The sequence below is a fragment of the Nicoliella lavandulae genome, from assembly GCF_037546185.1.
Taxonomy (GTDB): Bacteria; Bacillota; Bacilli; order Lactobacillales; family Lactobacillaceae; genus Nicoliella; species Nicoliella lavandulae.
Genome location: NZ_JAWMWH010000001.1, coordinates 1224723 through 1247989, shown reverse-complemented (window position 1 = coordinate 1247989; position 23267 = coordinate 1224723). Strand labels below are relative to the sequence as shown.

At 39.4% G+C, this 23267-nt stretch carries 20 protein-coding genes, 1 riboswitch and 1 other annotated feature; of the genes, 17 read left to right on the top strand and 3 right to left on the bottom strand.

What is annotated here, in order from left to right:
- Nucleotides 1–12: 12 nt before the first annotated feature.
- The 6 genes from dprA to R4146_RS05665 all read left to right on the top strand — a co-directional run bounded on the left by dprA (nt 13) and on the right by R4146_RS05665 (nt 7016).
- Nucleotides 13–891 carry a DNA-processing protein DprA gene (gene dprA, locus R4146_RS05690; RefSeq protein WP_339960454.1) on the top strand — a complete coding sequence of 293 codons (879 nt, stop codon included), beginning with the start codon at nt 13–15 and terminating at the stop codon, nt 889–891.
- A gap of 79 nt (nt 892–970) precedes the next feature.
- The gene (gene topA / locus R4146_RS05685) at nt 971–3076 is read left to right on the top strand and encodes a type I DNA topoisomerase (RefSeq protein ID WP_339960453.1); all 2106 of its coding nucleotides are present in this window, start codon (nt 971–973) and stop codon (nt 3074–3076) included.
- 77 nt (nt 3077–3153) lie between these two features.
- Nucleotides 3154–4065 carry a tyrosine-type recombinase/integrase gene (locus R4146_RS05680; RefSeq protein ID WP_339960452.1) on the top strand — a complete coding sequence of 304 codons (912 nt, stop codon included), beginning with the start codon at nt 3154–3156 and terminating at the stop codon, nt 4063–4065.
- A 15-nt stretch (nt 4066–4080) separates the two neighbouring features.
- Complete coding sequence (gene hslV, locus R4146_RS05675; RefSeq protein ID WP_339960451.1) at nt 4081–4623, top strand: HslVU peptidase proteolytic subunit; 543 nt, start codon at nt 4081–4083, stop codon at nt 4621–4623.
- Nucleotides 4624–4638: 15 nt separating this feature from the next.
- Nucleotides 4639–6057, top strand: a complete 1419-nt coding sequence (gene hslU / locus R4146_RS05670; protein WP_339960450.1) for an ATP-dependent protease ATPase subunit HslU — start codon at nt 4639–4641, stop codon at nt 6055–6057.
- 77 nt (nt 6058–6134) lie between these two features.
- Nucleotides 6135–7016, top strand: coding sequence for an aldose 1-epimerase family protein (locus tag R4146_RS05665; protein ID WP_339960449.1), 882 nt, complete (start codon nt 6135–6137; stop codon nt 7014–7016).
- A 50-nt stretch (nt 7017–7066) separates the two neighbouring features.
- Here R4146_RS05665 and plsY read toward each other — a convergent pair whose 3' ends face one another.
- Complete coding sequence (gene plsY / locus R4146_RS05660; RefSeq protein ID WP_339960448.1) at nt 7067–7690, bottom strand: glycerol-3-phosphate 1-O-acyltransferase PlsY; 624 nt, start codon at nt 7688–7690, stop codon at nt 7067–7069.
- A 197-nt stretch (nt 7691–7887) separates the two neighbouring features.
- Here plsY and parE point away from each other — a divergent pair, with 197 nt between their 5' ends.
- The 10 genes from parE (at nt 7888) to R4146_RS05610 (ending at nt 19395) form a co-directional block, all read left to right on the top strand.
- The gene (parE, locus tag R4146_RS05655) at nt 7888–9846 is read left to right on the top strand and encodes a DNA topoisomerase IV subunit B (RefSeq protein WP_339960447.1); all 1959 of its coding nucleotides are present in this window, start codon (nt 7888–7890) and stop codon (nt 9844–9846) included.
- A 22-nt stretch (nt 9847–9868) separates the two neighbouring features.
- A complete protein-coding gene (gene parC, locus R4146_RS05650) occupies nt 9869–12316 on the top strand; it encodes a DNA topoisomerase IV subunit A (RefSeq protein WP_339960446.1) in 2448 nt (815 codons plus the stop codon).
- Between the two features lie 69 nt (nt 12317–12385).
- On the top strand, nt 12386–13315 hold the full coding sequence (locus R4146_RS05645; protein ID WP_339960445.1) for a manganese-dependent inorganic pyrophosphatase: 930 nt from the start codon (nt 12386–12388) through the stop codon (nt 13313–13315).
- Between the two features lie 175 nt (nt 13316–13490).
- Entirely contained in the window at nt 13491–13916 is a 426-nt protein-coding gene (msrB, locus tag R4146_RS05640) for a peptide-methionine (R)-S-oxide reductase MsrB (RefSeq protein WP_339960444.1), read from the top strand.
- 31 nt (nt 13917–13947) lie between these two features.
- Nucleotides 13948–14466, top strand: a complete 519-nt coding sequence (gene msrA / locus R4146_RS05635) for a peptide-methionine (S)-S-oxide reductase MsrA (RefSeq protein WP_339960443.1) — start codon at nt 13948–13950, stop codon at nt 14464–14466.
- 295 nt (nt 14467–14761) lie between these two features.
- A complete protein-coding gene (locus R4146_RS05630) occupies nt 14762–15367 on the top strand; it encodes a tyrosine-type recombinase/integrase (RefSeq protein WP_339960442.1) in 606 nt (201 codons plus the stop codon).
- Nucleotides 15368–15517: 150 nt separating this feature from the next.
- Entirely contained in the window at nt 15518–15757 is a 240-nt protein-coding gene (locus R4146_RS05625) for a hypothetical protein (protein ID WP_339960441.1), read from the top strand.
- 230 nt (nt 15758–15987) lie between these two features.
- A complete protein-coding gene (locus R4146_RS05620; RefSeq protein WP_339960440.1) occupies nt 15988–17361 on the top strand; it encodes a hypothetical protein in 1374 nt (457 codons plus the stop codon).
- A 72-nt stretch (nt 17362–17433) separates the two neighbouring features.
- Nucleotides 17434–17672: a binding site (T-box leader), on the top strand.
- 42 nt (nt 17673–17714) lie between these two features.
- Nucleotides 17715–18485: an acetoin reductase gene (locus tag R4146_RS05615; protein ID WP_339960439.1), complete on the top strand. Its 771-nt coding sequence runs from the start codon at nt 17715–17717 to the stop codon at nt 18483–18485.
- A 97-nt stretch (nt 18486–18582) separates the two neighbouring features.
- On the top strand, nt 18583–19395 hold the full coding sequence (locus tag R4146_RS05610; protein ID WP_339960438.1) for an oxidoreductase: 813 nt from the start codon (nt 18583–18585) through the stop codon (nt 19393–19395).
- 189 nt (nt 19396–19584) lie between these two features.
- Here R4146_RS05610 and R4146_RS05605 read toward each other — a convergent pair whose 3' ends face one another.
- Both R4146_RS05605 and fakB read right to left on the bottom strand, forming a co-directional pair.
- Nucleotides 19585–20121 carry a folate family ECF transporter S component gene (locus R4146_RS05605; RefSeq protein ID WP_339960437.1) on the bottom strand — a complete coding sequence of 179 codons (537 nt, stop codon included), beginning with the start codon at nt 20119–20121 and terminating at the stop codon, nt 19585–19587.
- A gap of 38 nt (nt 20122–20159) precedes the next feature.
- Nucleotides 20160–20256, bottom strand: a riboswitch (THF riboswitch).
- Nucleotides 20257–20480: 224 nt separating this feature from the next.
- Nucleotides 20481–21344, bottom strand: coding sequence for a DegV family protein (gene fakB / locus R4146_RS05600; RefSeq protein WP_339960436.1), 864 nt, complete (start codon nt 21342–21344; stop codon nt 20481–20483).
- 129 nt (nt 21345–21473) lie between these two features.
- Here fakB and R4146_RS05595 point away from each other — a divergent pair, with 129 nt between their 5' ends.
- Nucleotides 21474–23189 (top strand): NFACT RNA binding domain-containing protein, encoded by a 1716-nt coding sequence (locus tag R4146_RS05595; protein WP_339960435.1) that lies wholly within the window; start codon nt 21474–21476, stop codon nt 23187–23189.
- Nucleotides 23190–23267: the final 78 nt, after the last annotated feature.

Below are 23267 nucleotides of genomic sequence, written 5' to 3'. Positions count from 1 at the left end.
GGATGGATTGATATGCAAGCAAGAAGATTATTATTAAAGTTAAGAATTTGTCGGGGAATTAGTTTCCGTGGTGAAAATCGTGTTTATCAGTGGATGATTAATCAATTAGCCATTAAATCAGCAACACAAGCGGTTGATTTAACAGTTGATGACCTGATAAGGATTGCCCAAATTCGTAAGAGTAACCAAGCACAGTTTAAAGCTAGTTTTTTAAGTGCACAGATAGAATCAGATATTGTACTAAATGAACAAATGTGTCAATATACGACCATTTTGGATGCCGACTATCCGGCATTATTATTAGAAATTGCGTTTCCACCAGTAGTATTGTTCTATCAGGGAAACTTAGGGTTAACGAAGCATAAGCTATTGGGCATGGTCGGAAGTCGTCGTAATTCGAATTACGCTAGAATTGCGATTCAGTCCATTTTACCGCCGTTGATCCAACATCAAATCGTCACTGTATCTGGGCTAGCAATGGGCGTTGATGGACTTAGTCATGAGTTAACAATGAAAAATGGTGGTAAGACCATTGCTGTAATTGGGACCGGTTTAGACTATTGTTATCCCCGGAGTAACGTTAATTTACAGGCAATGATTGCCCATTCACATTTATTATTGACTGAATATCCACTAGGGGTGAGTGTGCGAAAGCATCACTTCTTAGAACGCAATCGCATTATTGCTGGGTTGATTCATAATATTATTATTGTGGAAGCCGCTAAGCAATCGGGGAGTTTGATCACCGCAAACCTAGCGTTACAAAACAATCGAAACGTGATGGCAATCCCGGGCCCCATTGGGCATCCACTGTCGGTGGGATGCAATGAATTAATTGCTGAAGGTGCCAAGCCAATTTTGACTGCTGATGACGTTTTAGAAGATTTTTAATTTGACACATTCACTTAACTGCAATATTATGTGAGAGATTTATCGAAAAAAATGAATAATTTGATTGAGGGATTATTTAATGACTACAAAGACAAAGAGTTCCAAATCGAAACGTAAACGAACAGTTAAGAAAAAATTGGTGATTGTTGAATCACCAGCGAAAGCAAAAACAATTGAAAAATATTTAGGTCGCACCTATCGAGTGATCGCAAGTAAGGGGCATATTCGGGACCTACCAAAGAGTAAGATGGGAGTGGACATTGAAAATAACTTTGAACCCCACTACATCTCAATTCGTGGTAAAGGTGATACGATTAAGATGCTCCGTTCGGAAGCTAAAAAGGCAAAGGCCATCTACTTAGCATCTGACCCGGACCGTGAAGGAGAATCGATTGCTTGGCATTTATCCCACCTATTAGGGTTAGATATTAACGATAATAATCGGGTGGCTTTTCATGAAATTACTAAGGATGCCGTTAAAGAAGCCTTTAACCATCCCCGTAGCATTGACATGAACTTAGTGGATGCCCAACAAGCACGGCGTATCTTAGACCGCCTTGTGGGATATTCAATTTCACCACTATTGTGGAAGAAGGTTAAAAAGGGCCTTAGTGCCGGTCGGGTTCAATCGATCGCGCTATGGTTGATCATTCAACGTGAACGTGAAATTAGAAAATTCGTGCCCGAAGAGTACTGGACAATTGACAGTGACTTTAAAAAGGGCCGAGCTAAGTTTGCAGCCAGTTTCTATGGCATTGACGGGAAGAAGGCAGCATTACACAATAATGATGAAGTCCAATCCGTATTAGGCAAGCTAGACCGTGACGCAGATTTTGATATTACGAGTGTTAAACGCCGGGAACGTAAGCGCCAACCCCAACAACCGTTTACCACTAGTACAATGCAACAGGTTGCCAATAAACAGCTAAAGTTTAGAACTGGTAAGACTATGATGGCTGCCCAACAACTATATGAAGGAATTCATTTAGGTAAGGAAGGCAATCAAGGGCTAATTACCTATATGCGGACTGATTCGACTAGAATCTCTGCAATTGCAAAGCATGAAGCAGCCACGTTCTTGCATGAAAACTATGGGGAAGAGTATGCGGCCAACAAGCCACTAAAGGGTAAACTACCGGAAGGGGCGCAAGATGCCCATGAAGCCATTCGACCAACTTCAATTTTCCGGACCCCGGATAGCGTTAAAGAATACTTGAATCGTGATCAGTTTAGACTATATCAATTGATTTGGTCGCGGTTCATGGCGAGTCAAATGACCCCAGCAGTAATGGATACGATGACTGTTGATCTAGAACAAAATGGGGTTAAATTTAGAGCTAACGGATCTAAACTGAAGTTCCCTGGGTTCTTAAAGGTCTATGGAACGCGTGAAAAAGATAATGATCTACCAGATTTAAACGAAGGTGATCATGCTAAGTTAACAAAGACCAATCCAGATCAACACTTTACGCAACCACCTGCTCGGTACAGTGAAGCTAATTTGATCAAAGCCTTAGAAGAAAATGGTGTGGGTCGGCCCTCTACGTACGCACCAACCCTAGGGACGATTCAAAAGCGCTACTACGTTAAGTTTGTGGGCCGGCGCTTTGAACCGACCGAATTAGGTGAAATCGTTAATGATATTATTGAAGAGTACTTCCCAGATATCATCAATATTGATTTTACGGCTGATTTAGAATCCAAGTTAGATGAAATCGAAGAAGCTAAGCAAAATTGGGTCAAAGTGATTGATCAATTCTATGAACCATTTTCCAAAGAGGTTAAGCATGCTGAAACGACCATGGAAAGTATTCAAATTAAAGATGAACCGGCTGGCTTTAATTGTGAAATCTGTGGAGCGCCAATGGTAATAAAAATGGGGCGCTATGGTAAGTTTTACGCTTGTTCTCGTTTCCCAGATTGTCGTAATACACAAGCAATCGTCAAAGAAATTGGGGTTACTTGTCCTAAGTGTAAGAAGGGTCAGGTCATCGAACGGAAATCAAAGAAGAACCGGATCTTTTATGGTTGTTCTAGATATCCTGAGTGTGACTTCGTTACCTGGGATAAACCAGTAGGCCGTGACTGTCCACGAGATGGTCACTTCCTAGTTGAAAAGAAAATTAAGGGCGGCGTTCAAGTCGTTTGTCCAAATGGTGATTATGAAGAACCAGTACAAAAATAAAGGGTATTATCTAAAAAGGTAATTCCTTTTTATTTTAATCGTAATTCGTATTATTTTACTTTAACCAAGGTGAAAAAATGAAAAACAAAGAACTAATCAACAAATTCATTGAACACATTCAAATTGAAAAGCAATACTCAACTGAAACCATTCGTGCATATATCAATGATTTAAATGAATATCAAAAAATAGTTGTTGGTAAACAAGAACGCTCACTTTTAGATGCCAATGAAATTGATGTTGAAAATTACTTAAATTATTTGAATCATAAACACGATGAACGAAATACCATCTTACGTAAGATTTCTTCAATTCGCTCCTTTTACAACTATTTAATTAAAAATGATTTAGCTGAGAAGCAACCGTTCGAATATATTCATTTAAAAAAGAAGGCGAATCGCCTTCCCAAATTTTTATATCCGAATGAGATTAAAGAATTGTTTAAGTCCGCACGAAATGGAACTAATGAAGCCTTAATTCCACGAAATCTTGCTATACTAGAAGTACTATTTAGTACCGGGTTACGGGTAAGTGAATGTGCTAATCTGACTCTTACGAAAATTGATTTTGATAATTTGATCATGGACGTAATTGGTAAGGGGAATAAACAACGGTATGTTCCGTTTAGCCACGAAACATACCAAGCATTAGTTGTATACATTAGAAAAGCGCGTCGACCAATTATGAATAAATATCATCGTCAGCATGATTACTTATTTATTAATCATATCGGCAACCCATTAACTGCTCGTGGAATTGAATATATTTTAGATGCAGTCTTGAAAAATAGCTCACTAGATAGTAATATCTATCCGCATATGTTTCGTCACACGTTCGCTACTGAAATGCTCAACAACGGTGCGGACTTAAGAAGTGTTCAAGAATTACTGGGCCATAGCAGTTTATCTACGACCCAGATTTATACCCACATTACAAAGGAAAATCTACTAAAAAATTATGATAAGTTTTTCCCACGTTCTGATAATTAGATAAGGAGATTTAAAATGACAGTAAAATTTGATGCAACCACAATTTGTGCAGTAAGACACAACGGACACATTGCAATGGCCGGGGATGGCCAAGTAACAATGGGTGAAAAAGTAATTATGAAGGGGACCGCTCACAAGGTCAGAAAGATTTATGATGGCAAGGTAGCCGTTGGATTTGCTGGAAGCGTTGCCGATGCCTTTAATTTGGAATCTAAGTTTGAAGGTAAATTAAAGGAATACAGTGGAAACTTGAAACAAGCTGCCGTTAAGTTGGCACAAGAATGGCGTGGTGATCAAGCCTTACAAAAGCTAGAAGCTTTGTTGATCGTTGCTGATAAGAAGGACCTATTATTAGTATCTGGTTCTGGTGAAGTAATTGAGCCAGATGATGATATCCTAGCAATTGGCTCTGGTGGTAATTTCGCATTAGCAGCTGCAATGGGTATGAAACATCATGCTCAAGACATGTCAGCTAGAGAAATTGCAACAGCTGCTATTGATATTGCTGGTAGTATTGATATCTTTACTAATCATAATATTATTTCAGAAGAATTATAATCGAGGAGGATTTACATGGAAGCAATCGATAAGACCCCAAAACAAATTGTTAAAGAACTAAATGAATACATCATTGGTCAAAATGATGCTAAGAAGGCCGTTGCCGTTGCATTACGCAATCGATACCGTAGAATGCATTTATCAAAAGCAATGCAAGAAGATATTACCCCTAAGAACATTTTAATGATCGGACCAACCGGGGTCGGGAAGACCGAAATCGCTAGAAGATTGGCTAAAATCGTTAACGCCCCATTCGTGAAGGTAGAAGCAACTAAGTTCACTGAAGTGGGTTACGTTGGTGGTGATGTAGAATCAATGGTGCGGGACTTAGTTGAAAACGCAGTTCAAACGGTTAAAGCAGAACGGTTTAAAGACGTTGCTGGACAAGCTGAACAGCAAGCTAACGAACGCTTAGCTGAGTTATTAGTTCCAGATGATAATCAAAAGAAGAACCAAACCAATGAAATGAAGAGCATGATGGACATGCTAAATAAATTACAAAAGGGCCAAATGCCAGATAATTTAGAACAACCTAAACCTGAACCAGTTAGTGATGAAGTTAAAGCTAAACGAGCACAAGTCCTTAAGCAATTAGAACTAGGCCAACTAGAAGATAAAATGGTTACAATTGATATGGACGATCCTAAACAATCAGTTTCTAAGCAAAACAATATGCTAGGCCAAATGGGGATTGATTTAAACGATACGCTCGGTAACATGTTGCCTAAGCGCAAAATTCAAGCTCATCTAAAGGTTTCTGAAGCCCGGGATGTATTGATCAGAGAAGAGTCCGAAAAATTAGTTAATGATGCTGATATTTATCGTGAAGCCATTGACCGCGCTCAAAATACTGGAATCATTTTTATTGATGAAATTGATAAAATTGTTGGAGGTCAATCTAAGAACAAGGGGGAAGTATCTCGTGAAGGAGTTCAAAGAGATATTTTACCAATCGTTGAAGGATCCAACGTTAATACTAAGTATGGATTGGTTGATACTAGCCACATGTTATTCATTGCTTCCGGTGCATTCGCTGAAAGTAAGCCTAGTGATTTAATTGCTGAATTACAAGGGCGGTTCCCAATTCGAGTTGAACTAGATTCATTGACGAAAGAAGATTTTGTCAATATCTTGACTAAGCCTAATAATGCCTTGATTAAGCAATACATTGCGCTGATTGGAACTGATAACATTAAGGTGACCTTCACCATTGAATCAATCCAAAAAATCGCTGAAATTGCATTTAATGTTAACCGGGATGTTCAAAACATCGGAGCTAGAAGATTACACACAATTTTAGAAAAACTATTAGAAGACCTATTATTTGAAGGCCCAGACATGGAAATGGGTGATATTACCATTACCGAACACTATGTTGAAGAAAAGGTCGGCCACTTAGCCAAGGATCAAAATCTATCTCAATTCATCCTTTAATTAACCATTTTAGTGATTTAATCCGATTTTTTTGCTAGAATAGATTTATAATTCTAAGTATAGATGAGGATGATAGCATGGTATTCACTTTATCAAATGGTCAATTAACAATTCAGGTTAATTCGAAAGGTGCTGAATTAAGCAGTGTTAAGGGTGCCAATGGCATTGAATATCTTTGGCAAGCTGACAGTCGGTTTTGGGGGCGGCATGCACCCGTTTTATTTCCAATCGTTGGTCGCCTAAAAAATGACCAATATGAATATAATGGTCAAAAGTATTCATTAGGACAACATGGGTTTGCTCGTGATATGGAATTTAAGTTACATGAACAAACAGATGATTCTATTACCATGGCATTAACTGCTGATTCAGAAACTAAAACAATGTTTCCATTTGATTTTACATTGCTAGTTAAATATACCCTTGATCAACAGACCGTTAGGGTCAACTTAACAGTGATTAATAATGACCAACGTGAAATGTTCTTTTCTGTGGGCGCTCATCCCGCATTCAACATCCCTCTTTCATCAACACATGCCTTTGATGACTATCAAATCAGTGTTGATCCAGCTAAGCAGTTCGATCGAATCCCACTAGAGAACTCATTAAGTGCTGCCAAAGATGAAAAATTAATTGATTTTTCATCCCCAGTGCCCATCGAACGCGACCTCTTTAAGGACGATGCAGTGATCTTAGCTTTAAATGAACAACCAGTTAAAGTTACCTTTGAAGCTAAGCGCCATGAATTTGAGCATGGCGTTACACTAACGACGAACAATGCTAAGTACGTTGGATTGTGGTCACAGTATGATAAGGATGCTCCATTCGTGTGTATCGAACCATGGTGGGGGATTGCTGATGATGTAAATGCTGATGGCCAATTGCAGCACAAAAAGGCCATTGATAAGCTAGCTGCGGGTGAGCATTACAATGCTCAATACGACATCACCGTTTATTAACTAGTAAAAAAGACGCTCACCAATTTGGTAAGCGTCTTTAATTATTTTGACTATTGATTTTGTTGATGCTTATATTTAATCCCAAAGTGGACTAAGTTCTCATTGCCCTGCATAATCCGAGCGACATTTTGCCGGTGTCGGTATGCCACGAAGATGGTTAGAATAATTGCGATGGTCGCCAGTAGATAATCATGGATAACTAGTGCTACGATCGTCACGAAAACGAACGTACACAAACTAGCTAAACTAACCATACTGCTTAAGTACAATACTAAGATCAATACTAATGTCGCTAAGATGAACAAAATTGGATTATAGGTCAAAAGCATCCCGGCACTAGTGGCTACCGCCTTACCACCCTTAAAGCGGTCAAAGATGGAAAAGGTATGTCCAATGATTGCGAACAAGCCAAAAATTAATTCGGTCAAATGAATATTGCCAAAATTAATATTGAATAACAACGGCAATGCTGCAGCCAGTGATCCCTTAGCAATGTCCATGAACAAAACGATCGAGCCTGCAATGGGACCTAGGACCCGAAATGTATTCGTAGTTCCAATGTTACCAGAACCATGCTTTCTAACGTCAACATTGAAAAAAGATTTACCGATCCAAATTCCGCTCGGAATGGAACCTAGTAAGTATGCTATTATTAATAGGACTGTAATTTTCAAAAAGAAACCCCCAGTAAATGGTAAAATCGATTACTAGCGACTAATCAAATCCTGCTAGTATTTTAAATTTGTTTTAATTACTCAATTATTATACCACATCCCATCAGAACGTTTGTTCGAATAAAAATTTGCAAAGTTAAATAAATAAGTTATGATTATATAGATTGTAGATTGTAAGATAAAGGAGTTTTCTCATAATGGCTAAATCAAAACAAGAATATGATGATTCCTCCATTCAAGTATTGGAGGGGCTAGAAGCCGTTCGTAAACGACCAGGGATGTACATTGGATCCACTAATGGGACCGGATTACATCACTTGGTATATGAAATCGTTGATAATGCCGTTGATGAGGCATTAGCCGGCTATGGTGACGAAATTAATGTGACGATCCATCCCGATAATAGTTTGACTGTTGTTGACCATGGACGGGGGATGCCAGTGGGAATGCATTCATCTGGTAAACCAACGCCCGAAGTTATCCTAACGGTATTACATGCCGGGGGTAAGTTTTCTGAAAACGGGGGGTACAAAACCTCCGGTGGACTACACGGAGTGGGGTCGAGTGTGGTAAATGCGCTATCGACTAACTTAGAAGTTACCATTGTTCGTGACGGGCATAAGTATACTGAGACGTTCAAGAACGGTGGCCATCCAGTAGGGACCCTAAAAGACCTTGGCAAGACCAAGGAACACAGTGGGACTACGGTGACCTTCAAACCAGATCCAGCCATTTTTACCACCACCGTATTTAACTACGACACGTTAAAAGAACGGTTACGCGAGTCGGCATTCCTGCTTAAGGGAATCAAAATCACCTTAACGGATGAACGGAAGACTCCCGCTAAACATGATGAGTTTCATTTTGAACAAGGAATTGCGGAATTCGTTGACTATTTAAATGAGGGTAAACACACCATTGGACCAGTTATGAACTTCTCCGGACAAAAGGATGGGATTGAAGTTGATGTTGCTGCTCAATATAATGACGGTTATACAGAAAATACGTTGTCCTTTGTTAACAACGTGCGGACCAAGGATGGGGGGACCCATGAATCTGGTTTTAGAAGTGCTTGGACTAAGGCATTCAATGAATATGCTAAAAAGGTCGGCTTAATTAAGGGCAAGGATAAGAACTTGGACGGTAGTGACGTGCGTGAAGGGCTCTCAGCCGTCATTTCACTGAAGATCCCAGAAGAACTCCTTCAATTCGAAGGTCAAACTAAGGGTAAGTTAGGAACACCTGAGGCCCGTTCGATCGTAGATAGTATCGTGAGCGAACACTTAGGCTACTTCCTCATGGAAAATGGTGAGTTCGCCCAACAACTAGTCCAAAAAGCCTTACGGGCCCAACAAGCGCGTGATGCAGCCCGGAAAGCCCGGGATGAAAGTCGTGGTAGTAATAAGAAACGTAAAAAAGAACGGCTATTGTCTGGCAAACTAACGCCTGCCCAATCAAAAGATGCTTCTAAGAATGAATTGTTCTTAGTCGAAGGGGATTCTGCCGGTGGTTCTGCTAAACAGGGCCGGGATCGTAAGCATCAAGCCATCTTACCGTTACGTGGTAAGGTCTTAAATACCGAACGGGCCAAGTTACCAGACATTATGAAAAATGAGGAAATCAGCACCATGATCTATACCGTGGGCGCTGGCGTAGGCTCTGATTTCAACATCCAAGATGCTAATTATGACAAGATCATCATCATGACCGATGCCGATGATGATGGGGCCCATATTCAAATTTTGTTATTAACCTTCTTTTACAAGTACATGCGCCCAATGATCGAAGCTGGCCGGGTCTACATTGCCTTACCACCACTTTACAAGGTGCAAAAGAAAGTGGGTAAAAAAGACAAGATCGCCTATGCCTGGACCAATGATGAAATGGAAAAGGTAACCAAGCAATTCAAAAAGCCTTATAGCTTACAACGGTTCAAAGGACTTGGTGAAATGAACGCCGATCAACTATGGGAAACGACCATGGATCCTAGTTCGCGAACGTTGATTCAAGTGCACATTGATGATGCCAAACTAGCAGAACGGCGCGTGACAACGCTAATGGGTGATAAGGTAGCTCCTAGACGGGACTGGATCGAAAATAACGTTCAATTCAACCTAGAAGAAGATGGGAGTATCTTAGATAACACTGCTAAATAATAATCCAAGGAGGCCAACTTAATTGAAAGATGGACAAACGATCGAACGTTTAACGCTTGAAGACATTATGAGTGAACGGTTCAGCCGCTACTCAAAATCAATCATTCAAGAACGGGCGTTACCAGACGTTCGTGATGGGTTAAAACCAGTTCAACGCCGGATCCTTTATGCAATGAACAAAGATGGAAACACCTACAATAAAGGATTCCGAAAGGCTGCTAAGTCAGTCGGAAATGTCATGGGGAATTTTCATCCTCACGGTGATAGCTCGATCTATGAAGCCCTAGTCCGGATGAGTCAGGGCTGGAAGCTAAAAGAACCATTGATTGAAATGCACGGGAATAATGGGTCAATGGATGGTGATCCACCTGCTGCAATGCGGTATACCGAAGCGCGGCTCAGTAAAATCGCTGGTGAAATGCTCAGCGATATTGATAAAGATACCGTAGAGTGGGTATTGAACTTTGATGATACTGAGTACGAACCAGTAGTCCTGCCTGCCCGCTTCCCGAACCTATTAGTGAATGGGGCCACTGGAATTTCAGCTGGATATGCCACTGAAATTCCACCGCACAACTTAGGTGAAGTTATTGATGCTGTGATCGAACTACAAAAACACCCTGATGCATCCCTAGACGATTTAATGAAATATGTTAAGGGCCCTGATTTCCCCACTGGTGGAATCATTCAAGGAATCGATGAAATCAAGAAGGCCTATGAAACGGGCAAAGGTCGAATCGCAGTCCGTTCTAAAACTGAATTAGAAACATTACGGGGCAATAAAAAGTTAATTCGGGTGACTGAAATTCCATATGAAGTGAACAAGCTTCAGTTAGTAAAGCAAATCGATGAAATTCGAATTGCCAAGAAAATCGAAGGAATTGCTGAAGTCCGCGATGAAAGTGATCGTAACGGGCTATCGATCGCAATTGAATTAAAACGCGACGTTGATGCTAAGGGGATCTTGAACTATCTCTTCAAGAACACCGACTTACAGATTTCATATAACTTCAACATGGTCGCCATTGATGATATGCGTCCCGAACGCCTATCTTTAAAACATGCGTTAAAATCATATCTGGATTTCCAACGATTAGTCGTTAAAAAACGGACCCAATTTGATTTAGACAAGGCCTTGGATAGACAAGAGATTGTACAAGGATTGATCAAAGCGTTGTCCATTTTAGATGATGTCATTAAGGCGATTCGGGCTAGTAACAATAAGTCCGCTGCTCGTGATAATTTAATTGAGCAATTCGATTTCTCAAGGGCACAAGCGGAATCAATCGTGAACTTACAACTTTATCGCCTAACTAATACGGACGTTACACAACTAAATACGGAAGCTGAAGAATTAGCTAAGCGTATTGATAACTACAAGACGATTTTAGGGGATGCTAAGCAACTCGACCTAGTGCTTAGAAACGAACTCAGATCCATTAAGAAACAATACGCTACTCCTCGGCAAAGTGTCATTCAAGCTGAAATTGAAAACCTTAAGATCAGTACTAAGGTCACGGTGCCAGACGAAGATGTAGTTGTTTTAGTTAGTGATGATGGGTACCTCAAACGCAGTAGCATCCGTTCTTACCGGGCTTCTGAAGCCAATGAGAACGGTTTAAAAGCCGATGATCATCCCATCTTCATGCGTAAGTTGAACACTAGAGATCACTTAATGATGTTCACTAATTTAGGGCATTTGATTTACCGGCCCGTGTTCAAAATTACGGATACGCGGTGGAAGGATACCGGCGAACACATTTCACAAACCATTGGGTTAGCCAATGATGAAAAGATCATCAAGACCTTTGCGTTCAAAAACCTAAAGGCTACTGGTAGTTACTTGATCGCCACTAGTGATGGATATGTGAAGTTAACTGAATTTGCAAAGCTCTTACCAGGCCGGACTTATAAGAGTCATGCTAGTGTCTATGAAAAGCTGAAGCATCCAGGCGCATCCGTATTGAACGTTGAATATATTGATCCAAGTATGAACGTAGATAACTTAGAAGTAGTTGTTGCGAGTCAACAAGGCTTGGCTACTCGATATGCGTTGTCAGAAGTCTCATTTAGTGGAGCAAAGAGTACTGGGGTTCGCTCTATTGATTTAAAGGACGATGACCAAGTTGCTAATTGTACGTTAGCAACAGCTGATGATATCATGGCAATCGTTACGCAACGCGGTGGCTATAAAAACCTCCCTGTTAATGAGATTCCACTAGCTGGCCGGGGCCGGCGGGGCGTAATTATCTTAAAGGCACTAAAGGCCAATCCGCACACCATCACTAGTTTTGTAACCGTTAGTGAAACTGATTTAAATGCACCATTGCATATCTATACTGATCATCGGCGGGTCCACGATGTAGTCCCAGCTGATCATCCGATGAGTGAACGATACTCGAATGGGTCGTTTATCATCGATGTTAAATCAGAGGGACAACCGCTTTCTATTCAAAAAGCTTTAAATTAAAATACAAAAAGTGATAAAATAAGATAGAAGCATCATTATAAATTATCTAATAGAATTGGAGCAATCATAATGAGTAAAGAATTAATTTTCGGACACCAAAATCCAGATACAGATGCAATCAATGCTGCAAAAGCATATGCATATTTACAAACTAAATTAGGTTACGATGTTGAAGCCGTTGCATTAGGCGAACCAAATGATGAAACTAAGTTCGTATTAGACTACTTTGACGAACCAGCCCCACGGGTAATTACTGCTGCTAAGCCAGAAGTAGACTCCGTGATGTTAGTTGACCATAATGAAGCCCAACAAAGTGTCAGTGACATTAAGGACCTTACGATCACCCACGTTGTTGACCACCATAAAGTTGGTAACTTTGAAACTGAAAAGCCACTTTTCATGTTAGAAGAACCCCTAGGTTGTACTAGTACGATCATTTACAAGTTATTCTTATCAGAAAACGTGGAAATTCCTGCTAAGGTGGCGGGCTTAATGTTATCTGCGATTATTTCAGATACATTATTACTTCAATCACCAACCACTACTGATACTGACCGTAAGGCAGTTGAAGCATTAGCTAAGATTGCTGATGTTGACTACAAGGATTACGGTATCAAGATGCTTAAGGCTGGTACTAATGTTGATGCTAGTTCTGCTGACGAATTAGTTGACCAAGACGCTAAGTCATTCACAATGGGTGGCAAGAACGTTCGTATCGACCAAATCAATGTAGTTGACCTTCAAGATATTTTGAAGCGGACTGATGAAATCAAAGCCGCAATGCAAAAGGCATCCGATGCTAATGGATTCGACCTTTACTTAGTATTGGTTACTAACGTATTGGACAGTAACTCTGCATTGATCGTTACTGGTGAACCTAAGACTGCCGTTGAAAAAGCATTTAATGGTAGTTTGAACGATGAAGGCGTTATGAACCTACCTGATGTAGTATCACGTAAGAAACAAGTGGTGCCTCCATTAACTGAAGCATTTGAATAATTAAAACCATTTTCATTATTAACCAGTCTTAAGCGGTTCGATTCAGCTTAGGGCTGGTTAATTTGTACCCTAAGAATAATTAAGATCACTGAAGCATATTGTTTGCAATTAGTGCCAATTTATTTAAACTTATAATATGTAGTGTAAGATATAATTATTCGGGGGGATTTAAAAAATGCCAAATTATGATAAAAGTAAGTTAACTAGCGAACAATATAATGTAACACAAAATGCCGGAACCGAAGCCCCATTTACCGGTAAATATGATAATTTCTTTGAAGACGGCTTATATGTTGACGTTGTTAGTGGTCAACCACTATTCACATCTAGAGATAAGTATGATTCTGGATGTGGGTGGCCTGCATTTACTAAACCCGTTGATGACCAAAATATTAAGTCGAACCTAGATACGTCATATGGGATGGTTAGAAATGAAGTGCGGAGCAAGGATGCTAACTCCCACTTGGGTCACGTATTCCCAGACGGCCCTAAAGACCGTGGTGGCTTAAGATACTGTATTAATTCCGCTGCCCTTAAGTTCATCCCCGTTGATAAACTAAAAGAAGCGGGCTACGGCGATTACCTTAAATACTTTAAATAATATAAATTAATCATAGAAAGAGGGATGCTTAATGGAAACTGCTATTTTTGCTGGAGGATGTTTTTGGTGCATGGTAAAACCATTTGACACGATTCCTGGAATTGAAAAGGTCGTTTCAGGATATACGGGTGGCCATGTTCCAAATCCAACTTATGAACAAGTATGTAGTCACACTACTGGCCATACTGAAGCAGTCAAAATTACGTTCGATCCAAGTAAAATTTCATACAAGAAATTAGTCGAAATTTACTGGCAACAAACTGATCCAACTGATGCTTCCGGTCAATTCCAAGACCGTGGTGACAGTTATCGCCCAGTTATCTTTGTAAATAGTCCTGAACAACGTAAGATTGCTGAACAATCTAAGGAAGATTTACAAAAGAGTGGCAAGTTTGATGAACCTATTGTGACTCAAATCGAAGATGCTAAACCATTTTACCCAGCTGAAGATTACCACCAAGACTTCTACAAGAAAGATCCATTCCGTTATGTGATCGAAGAAAGTGGCGGTCGTGAAGCCTTTAAGAAACAACACTGGGGCACAAAATAATTACAGATTAATTGCTGAACCATTTAAAGTCATTGGATAAACTATCCGATGGCTTTTTTATTTTAATCAATCGACTACGATAAAGTGATTATCTTAATGCTTGAAGTCGATGGCTCAGCGCGTCTGAGGATGTTACCTTGATTCGATTACTATTTTTCTATATCACGGTTAGTACCTAACCGTGAGATGTAAATGCTGTTAAATCAACGCTATTAAAATATGCTTATTTTTATATCACTGTTTTTAAAAATAACCAATAAATAGTGATATAATAAAAAGCGGGTGGTGTTTAACAATGGCAGAAGAAAAAGTATATCCAATTAAGGACGATCAGGTCCTATTGGAGGTAGAGGATACGCTGAAAAACAACTTTGCTAAAAGCGGGCCTAGAAATTACATGATTTTTCAACTAGGCAAGGCAACTTTACTCCGGTGTAGTGACGTGATGAAATTAAAATATTCCGATGTATTTGATGAATATGACATCTTAAGGGACAGTAGTTATATTCATGATCAAAAGACTGGTAAACAAAATCGGCTTTATTTAAAACCTGTCGCTAACGACTTATTAGTTTATCAACAGTGGCGACGCAAGCTGCTTCGTGATCGTCAGCAAACTTCCGAGTGGTTATTTCCATCGATCATGTATCCCAACAAACACATTACAGTGAACCAGTTTTATAAGATTATGCAGCGGACTGGTGAATTATTAGATATTGATTACTTAGGTACGCATACGATGCGTAAAACGGGGGCATATCGGCTTTATGAACAAACTAATCATAATATTGCATTGGTCATGCAATCACTAAATCACTCTAGTGAGGCGATGACTTTGCACTACTTAGGCTTAGATGAAATTACTAAGCGCAACATCTTTGATACGATTGATTTTGGCTAATTATTAGTATTTTTTTAAGTGCTTAAATAATTAATAACGATACTTAAGTTTCATTTTATTATCAACTAAAAAGCTACTTTCTCGTTTCACTTCACATATAATGTTAATTGGTCAATGACCAGATTAACTTTTTAATGAGGAGTGAAGATAATGAAACAATCAATGCGAAAGGTCCTTTCAACAATGTTATTAGCAACGGTGATGGTGGGGACAACGGCTACCACTGCAATTGCGGTTCATTCAACTAATGCTAACGCCGCCACTGCTAAGCATACAAAAAAGCCCAAGATGAAAAAGATGGGCAAGATGCCAAAGGGTAAAAAGCCGGGCAAAGCGCCTAAGGGTGCCCCAAAGGGTAATCACAAGCTACCGGCAAAGCATAAAAAATAAGCATTAATATAATAGCAACTAAATTCATCTGAATTTAGTTGCTATTTTTTTAAGATGTTAAACGTTTGGTTATGAATGATAAGCTTTGTTTGAATCGGGGGAATTAGCTTTGGTTATCACTAGATTACAGATATAATATTAACAATTTAAACCAAGTCATCAGTAATTGATTGACGCAGCTTTAAATTAACCTCAAATAATAATTAATTAAGCAAAGGCAGGTTCTTACAATGAAAAAATACGGTAAACGCATTTTAACCTCAATCCTATTAAGCGCTACGTTGTTGGGGTTCACCGCCACTCCAATTACAGAAAATATGCCCGCAGTCCATGCGACAACGACGAATCCACCCGCTAAACCAGCAGGCAGCAGCAGTAGCAACGCCAAGCTAGCGGGAAAGCAAGTTGTTAGTACCCAAAAAACGATTAGTAATGCTAAAGTTAGTGCAACGAATGCTAATCAATCTGGTGTCTACGTTAAAAGCGGTGGCAAACTAACGTTAAATTCCGCCACGATCAATAAGACTGGAAACACGACCAGTGATGATAATAGTAACTTTTATGGTCAAAATGCTGGGCTGTTAGTGACTAAGGGGGCTTCGGCAACCGTCAATAACTTAAATGAAACGACTAATGCTAACGGAGCCAACGGAGTGTTCGCTACGGGCAGTGGCGCGACCATTAAGTTGAACCATGCTAAGATCAATACTAGTAAGGACTCATCCCGTGGTCTAGATGCGACCCAAAAGGGAACCATCATCGCCAATAACGCTAATATTACTACTAAGGGTAGTCACTCAGCTACGTTAGCCAATGATCGTGGTGGTGGGACGGTCGTATTGAATACCGGGAACCTAAAAACTTCTGGTAACGGCTCACCCATTATCTACTCCACTGGTAAAATTAGCGTGAAAAACGTCCAAGGGAACGCTAGTGGTGCTGAAGCAGCTGTAATTGAAGGTGATAATTCGATCAATGTAGCTAACTCTCACCTAACAGCTAACCAAAACAATGGGGTCATGTTATACCAAAGTATGTCTGGAGATGCTGATAGTGGAAACGCCACCTTTACCATGAAGGGCGGTTCATTAACTTCTAAGGTCGCATCAGGCTCAAAGGGGACAACTAACCATACGGGAGCTTTGTTCTACGTTACTAACACAAAGGCTACGGTCAATTTAAGGGATGTTAAATTATCGAATGCTTCCGATACCTTGATCCGGCTTGCAGGAGATCGATGGGGCAGCAGTAGTAGCAACGGTGGTAACTTAACTTTCAACGCTACTAAACAACATTTGACCGGCAACATCGAAGTAGCTAGTGGCAGTACGCTCAACCTAGCCTTAAAGAATAATAGTGTCTTGACTGGTAGTATCAACAGTAGTGATGCTAAAGGGACCACTAAACTCAGCTTAGACGGTAGTAGCCAATGGAACGTTACAAAGGATTCATACATTACCGCATTAAGTGGTAGTAAGGCTTCAATCAAAGACATTAAATCAAATGGGCACACCATTTACTATGATAAGAGTAACCAAGCTAATTCATGGCTCAATGGACAAACCTACAAGTTATCCGGCGGTGGTAAATTAGTTGCTAAATAATTAGAAAATGATGAGATAATAATGTTGACTTTCATTTTAAAGCCATTATAATGAAGGTAATAATTAAATAGTACGAAACTAACAGATGAGTAGGTTAGTGCAATTATTTACAGCGAGGTGTAGATGGTGGAAGGCATTAATAATTCCTAACCGAAGATGGTCTAATGATGGTAAATGTTGCTGAACCAATGGCTAGGTAACATCGGGAACTCCCGTTATTGAGTTAGGATATTAATTATATCTGAAGTGTGATAATGACTGTATTATCAAATCAAGGTGGTACCGCGGAAAAGAACCCTTTCGTCCTTAATTTTAGGATGATGGGTTCTTTTATTTTGAAAGGGGTAATCATAATGGGAAAATTAGCAGTAATTACTGGTGCAGGTCAAGGAATTGGAGCTGGCATTGCCCATCAATTAGCTAAAGAAGGCTATTCAATTGCCGTAGCAGACATTAATCCAACTACAGCTGAACAAGTTGCTAATGAAATCAACGAAGCTGGTGGTACGGCTAAGGCCTATCAATTGGATGTGGCTAATCGAAATGAAGTATTTGATCTATTGACTAATGCTATCAATGATCTTGGTGAATTAGCGGTCTGGGTCAACAATGCTGGGATCGCCTTCATCGAATCCTTTGTCGACTCTGATCCAAAGGACTTCGAACGATTAATTGACGTTAACTTAAAGGGAACTTACTGGGGGATTCAAGCTGCAGCTAAGCAATTCTTGAAGCAAGGACACGGTGGGCGGATCGTGAACGCAGCTTCACTAGCTGGGGTTGAAGCATCTGCTCTACAAAGTGCTTATTCAGCTTCTAAGTTTGGTATTCGGGGCTTGACCCAATCTGCAGCTAAGGAATTGGCAAAAGATGACATTACCGTTAATGCCTACAATCCTGGGGTGGTTAGAACGCCAATGCGGGATGCTATCGATAAACGGACGGCTGCAATCAAGGGCATTTCCATCCCAGAACAACAAGCCGATGTACTAACTGAAATTGGTCGTGGAAGAGAAGCCACTCCCGCTGATGTAGCTAACTTAGTTTCATGGTTAGTTAATCCAAAAACAGAATACATTACGGGACAATCATTCATGGTCGATGGTGGGATGCACTATCTATAATGATCTGATGATAAAGGACGATTAGATTAATTTCTAGTCGTCCTTTTTGTCATTATAGGTTAAAATTAAAATATCAATAAAAGGGGGATGCCAAATAATGAAAGTTATTTTAATTACCGGTGCCAGTAGTGGGATTGGGTTCGAAGCCGCTAAACTATTAGCTAAGGATGGCAATAAAGTATATGGGGCCGCTAGACGAGTAGAACGACTAGCTGAATTAAAATCATTCGGGGTCGTACCAGTTAGCTTAGACATTACTGATGAGCAGTCAATTAGTACCGCCATTAGTACCATTATCAATAACGAAGGTCGAATTGATATCTTAATTAACAATGCTGGATACGGATCATACGGTCCCATTGAAGCGGTATCAATTAAAGAAGCTAAACAACAATTTAATGTTAATATATTTGGTTTAGCTTCAATTACCAAGCAAGTATTGCCATATATGAGAAAGCAACGATCAGGCCGAATTATTAATACATCTTCAATGGGTGGGCGCTTTACGAGTTTCATGGGTGCTTGGTATCACGCAACTAAGTACGCATTAGAAGCATTTAGCGATGCGCTCAGAATGGAAGTTAAGCCATTTGGCATTGATGTAGTAATCATTGAACCTAGTGCGATTAGGACTAACTGGGGAATTATTGCTGCTGATCATCTTAAACAATCTGCTCATGATACGCCATACGCTCGAACGGCCGATAAGGCTGCTGCAGGCTTTAAAAAATTATACCAATCAAAATTATTATCTGGGCCAATGGTTGTTTCTAAGGTTATTACCAAAGCCGCATTATCAAAGCATCCCAGAGCTAGATATTTAGTAGGACGTGGTGCTAGAACGCTAATCTTATTACACACAATTTTACCAACCCGTGTATTTGATAAGTTAATGACTAGTTTATATTAGATGGATATTGTTTAGTGTTAATGCTGAATGAAAAGCTAATTTAGAGTTAGCTTTTCATTTTTATTTTAATTAACTTCAGATAATACATATTATGTAAAGTAATAAGTGTTAATTCAAACCAACGCTCCACCTACTGATCAATCAGAACTAAAAAACCATCGGTTTAAAAACCGATGGCATTTGATTAATTTATTTTCTAAAGCGATTACCTAAGTTAGTGATCGTTTTATTTCTGGTAATTGCATACAATACCAACACTTGAATAATGAATGTAAATATTTGCTTAATTAATCTTGGCACAAATATCGTTTCAAATGGGATATGATTCAAAATTACGACCCACGTGGTATTCATCAATAAGTTAACAATCACGATTACCAATAGTTGCGAAATTATGATTGATTTAAGGGTTGGCTTGCGTTGATAGAAAAAGATTCCAAATATGATTCCACCAACGATTGCTGATAACGTAAAACCTGGAAAGTATAGTTGCCCAGACGTTAGTGTTAAAAAGATATCAGCGAACCCACTAATAATTGCTGCCCAGAATGGTCCGAACCACATTCCAATAAAGAACGTTGCGATAAACGCACAACTAAATTGAATGTAATTGTTCCCAAACGTAAACAAACTACTCCCTAATACTAATCGAATTGCAGTCAATAAACCTAAAATCGCAATCCCACTAGTATTAGGCTTTGCAAAAATATTCTTTTGTGTATGCAAAAGAGACATCTCCTAAAATATAGAGCTGCCACTATGATTGTGGCGAATGCGGGATTAACATCGCAAACGCTCGTTTTTCGTCCAAAGTTCACATTCCGTTCCAATGGCACTTGACGCGCTAATCCCTACTCCTGATTTTGCAATAATTGTTAAAATCATCACAATAGTTTTAATTCTACACTGGATAACTAAATTAATCAATACCGAATGCTATACATATTGATTAGTTAAATAGTTCGTGTTTTATCCAAATGATGATTGGCTAATCATGAATTATTACTAACGAATTCAAAAAACATTTTAAATCACAATTCGATTCCTACTATTTTTGTGATTAAATTAACAAAAATACAATATCATTACTTATCAAAGTCAATCATCCACGCTAATGCTAATGACTTATTACCCAGGTGTGCACCAATCACAGTCCCAAAGTAACTTTGCGTGACGGTGATGTCTGGACGTAATGCTTTAATTTGATCAGCCCAAATTTGACCATCTGCTGGGTCGTTTCCATTAATGATAATGACCTTTAACGGATAATCTAAATTAGCAGTTCTTGATTGGAATATTTCCTCTGCCCGTTTTAATGCTCGCTTTCTAGTACGGACTTTATCAAAAGCAACGATTTTATCGCTTTGGTCGTCAAACGTTAGCAGTGGCTTAATGTGTAAAAGACTCCCAACCATCCCTGCTGCATTTGACAATCGGCCCCCCTTTACAAGGTTCTTCAAATCATCAACGATAAAGATTTCATCAATCGTAGCCCGAATCCGGTCTAATTCAGCGATGATTGCATCTGGTTGCTTACCAGCTGCCGCCATTTGAGCAGCTGCAATGGCTAGGTTACCCATTAATTTAACTGTAATTTTAGAATCATAAGGGATCACATTAATATTCTTGATCGTTGGGGCTAATGTTTTGATTTGACCGTATAATCCAGAAATGGTACTGGCTAAGTGGATACTGATGACGGTATCATACCCTGCTTTAGCTAGTTGATCATATAGTTCAATGATTTTCCCAGTGGCTGGTTGAGCAGTACTTGGAAACGTATGCGCAGATTGTAACTTTTGATAAAATTCAGCAGTATTGATATTGACCCCTTCATCGTAAGTCTGCCCATCAATAATAACTGAAATTGGTAGAATATGGATATTATATTTCGTTAATTCATCCGATGATAAGTAAGCTGTACTATCGGTTACAATTGCAATTTTCATTCATGCATCCATCCTTTAAATTGTAAATTATAGTCCTAATTATACCATTAAAAGTTGCTCGAATAATAATCGCCCTATTTTTTTGTTATAATGTAGTTATACATTTTTTTCGAAAGTAAGTGATTTTAAGTGTCCTTTAACGGAAGTTTTACCCATGCAATGGTAAACGAACTAAACAATGAATTAAAGGGGGGCCGTATCTCTAAAATTAACCAGCCCTATCCCAATGAAATTATCGTAACGATTAGATCCAATCATCAAAACTATCCCGTGTTATTATCTGCTAATCCTAGTTATGCACGGGTCCAAGTAACAGCCATCCCCTATGTAAATCCAGCTGTTCCTACTAATTTTAATATGACCCTACGGAAATACCTAAGTGGTAGTATTCTAACCCAAGTAACTCAATCTGCTAATGATCGGGTAATGCAATTTCATTTCACCGCTCGAAATGAAATTGGTGACTTAAAGTCAATTGTCTTGATCGTAGAAATCATGGCCCGGCATAGTAACATCATCTTAGTCGATGGCTCTGATCGCCAAATCATTGATTCCATCAAGCGTATCGGCCCGGATAAGAGTCGTTATCGGACGGTCCTTCCCGGCTCCGAATATATTAATCCACCTAAACAAGATTTGATCGACCCGTTTAAATTTAATGATGCCGCAAAGTTAAAGGAATTAACGACCCAATATCCCAATCAAGACGTATTAGCAACGGCGCTTCGAAAGACGTTTCAAGGGCTAGGTAAAGATACATCGCTCCAATTAGCACTAGCCCTTCATCAATCCACTAACTTAATGGATGGTTTTCAAAAATTCTTTACCAACTTTGACCACCCTACCCCCACTTTAGTTGATACAGAAAAACCTGACTTTTTAGCATTTGAACCAGTTGATCCAACGAATGCTACTAAGCAATACGCATCCCTCAGTCAACTATTAGATGCCTACTATCAAACAAAGGCGCAAAAGGATCGGGTGCGAGAACAAGGTGGCATTTTGATCCGGGTGACTCGCAATGAGTTAAAGAAGAACCGGACTAAGCTTAAAAAACTAGCGAAGACTCTAGATGATACTAAGTTCGCTGATGACTATCGCATCAAAGGTGAGATCTTAACGACCTATCTCAATCAAGTCCAACATGGCGCTAAAATGGTAGAACTTGCTAACTTCTACGATGATAATAATCCCATCAAGATTAAATTAGCACCTGATAAAACGCCTTCCCAAAACGCTCAATGGTACTTTAAACAGTATCAAAAAAAGAAAAATGCGATTCAATACGTTAGTGAACAAATGCGCTTAACTGAAGCTGAAATTAAGTACTTTGAAAGTATCCTCTCACAAATTGAATTGGCCGACCCTAGTAACTTAGATGATATTAAAGAAGAATTGAAACAAGGCGGTTATTTAAAGGGCCAGCATCAAAATCATAAGAAGAAGGCCGCCCGCAGTAAAATCAGCAAGCCTGAGCAATTTAAAGCGGATGATGGCACTATTATCCTAGTGGGTAAGAATAACCTGCAAAATGACCAATTAACTATGAAAACGGCGGATAAACGAGACATCTGGATGCACGTTCAAAAGATTCATGGTTCCCACGTTATTGTTCGGTCATTTGCCCCCAGTGAAGAAACGTTGGTCCAAGCAGCCATGCTAGCTGCTTATTTCTCCAAGGGACGTGATTCGGCTAATGTTCCCGTTGATTATGTGCAGGACCGCTACGTTAAAAAGCCTAATGGTGCTAAACCTGGTTTCGTAACTTATGAAGGACAGTCAACACTCTATGTGACCCCCACAAAAGAAGTAGTGGAGCACTTAAGAGCTAATTTAAATCAATAATTTTGAAAGGACTACTTTAATTTAATCTTGGAGTAGTCCTTTATTACTTTAGTTAATGATTAACTTTAATTACAATCT

Bases quoted from the DNA above. Each gene is read 5' to 3' on its own strand.
- dprA (WP_339960454.1), top strand. From the start codon at position 13: ATGCAAGCAAGAAGATTATTATTAAAGTTAAGAATTTGTCGGGGAATT.
- topA (WP_339960453.1), top strand. From the start codon at position 971: ATGACTACAAAGACAAAGAGTTCCAAATCGAAACGTAAACGAACAGTT.
- R4146_RS05680 (WP_339960452.1), top strand. From the start codon at position 3,154: ATGAAAAACAAAGAACTAATCAACAAATTCATTGAACACATTCAAATT.
- hslV (WP_339960451.1), top strand. From the start codon at position 4,081: ATGACAGTAAAATTTGATGCAACCACAATTTGTGCAGTAAGACACAAC.
- hslU (WP_339960450.1), top strand. From the start codon at position 4,639: ATGGAAGCAATCGATAAGACCCCAAAACAAATTGTTAAAGAACTAAAT.
- R4146_RS05665 (WP_339960449.1), top strand. From the start codon at position 6,135: ATGGTATTCACTTTATCAAATGGTCAATTAACAATTCAGGTTAATTCG.
- parE (WP_339960447.1), top strand. From the start codon at position 7,888: ATGGCTAAATCAAAACAAGAATATGATGATTCCTCCATTCAAGTATTG.
- R4146_RS05645 (WP_339960445.1), top strand. From the start codon at position 12,386: ATGAGTAAAGAATTAATTTTCGGACACCAAAATCCAGATACAGATGCA.
- msrB (WP_339960444.1), top strand. From the start codon at position 13,491: ATGCCAAATTATGATAAAAGTAAGTTAACTAGCGAACAATATAATGTA.
- msrA (WP_339960443.1), top strand. From the start codon at position 13,948: ATGGAAACTGCTATTTTTGCTGGAGGATGTTTTTGGTGCATGGTAAAA.
- R4146_RS05630 (WP_339960442.1), top strand. From the start codon at position 14,762: ATGGCAGAAGAAAAAGTATATCCAATTAAGGACGATCAGGTCCTATTG.
- R4146_RS05625 (WP_339960441.1), top strand. From the start codon at position 15,518: ATGAAACAATCAATGCGAAAGGTCCTTTCAACAATGTTATTAGCAACG.
- R4146_RS05620 (WP_339960440.1), top strand. From the start codon at position 15,988: ATGAAAAAATACGGTAAACGCATTTTAACCTCAATCCTATTAAGCGCT.
- R4146_RS05615 (WP_339960439.1), top strand. From the start codon at position 17,715: ATGGGAAAATTAGCAGTAATTACTGGTGCAGGTCAAGGAATTGGAGCT.
- R4146_RS05610 (WP_339960438.1), top strand. From the start codon at position 18,583: ATGAAAGTTATTTTAATTACCGGTGCCAGTAGTGGGATTGGGTTCGAA.
- fakB (WP_339960436.1), bottom strand. From the start codon at position 21,344: ATGAAAATTGCAATTGTAACCGATAGTACAGCTTACTTATCATCGGAT.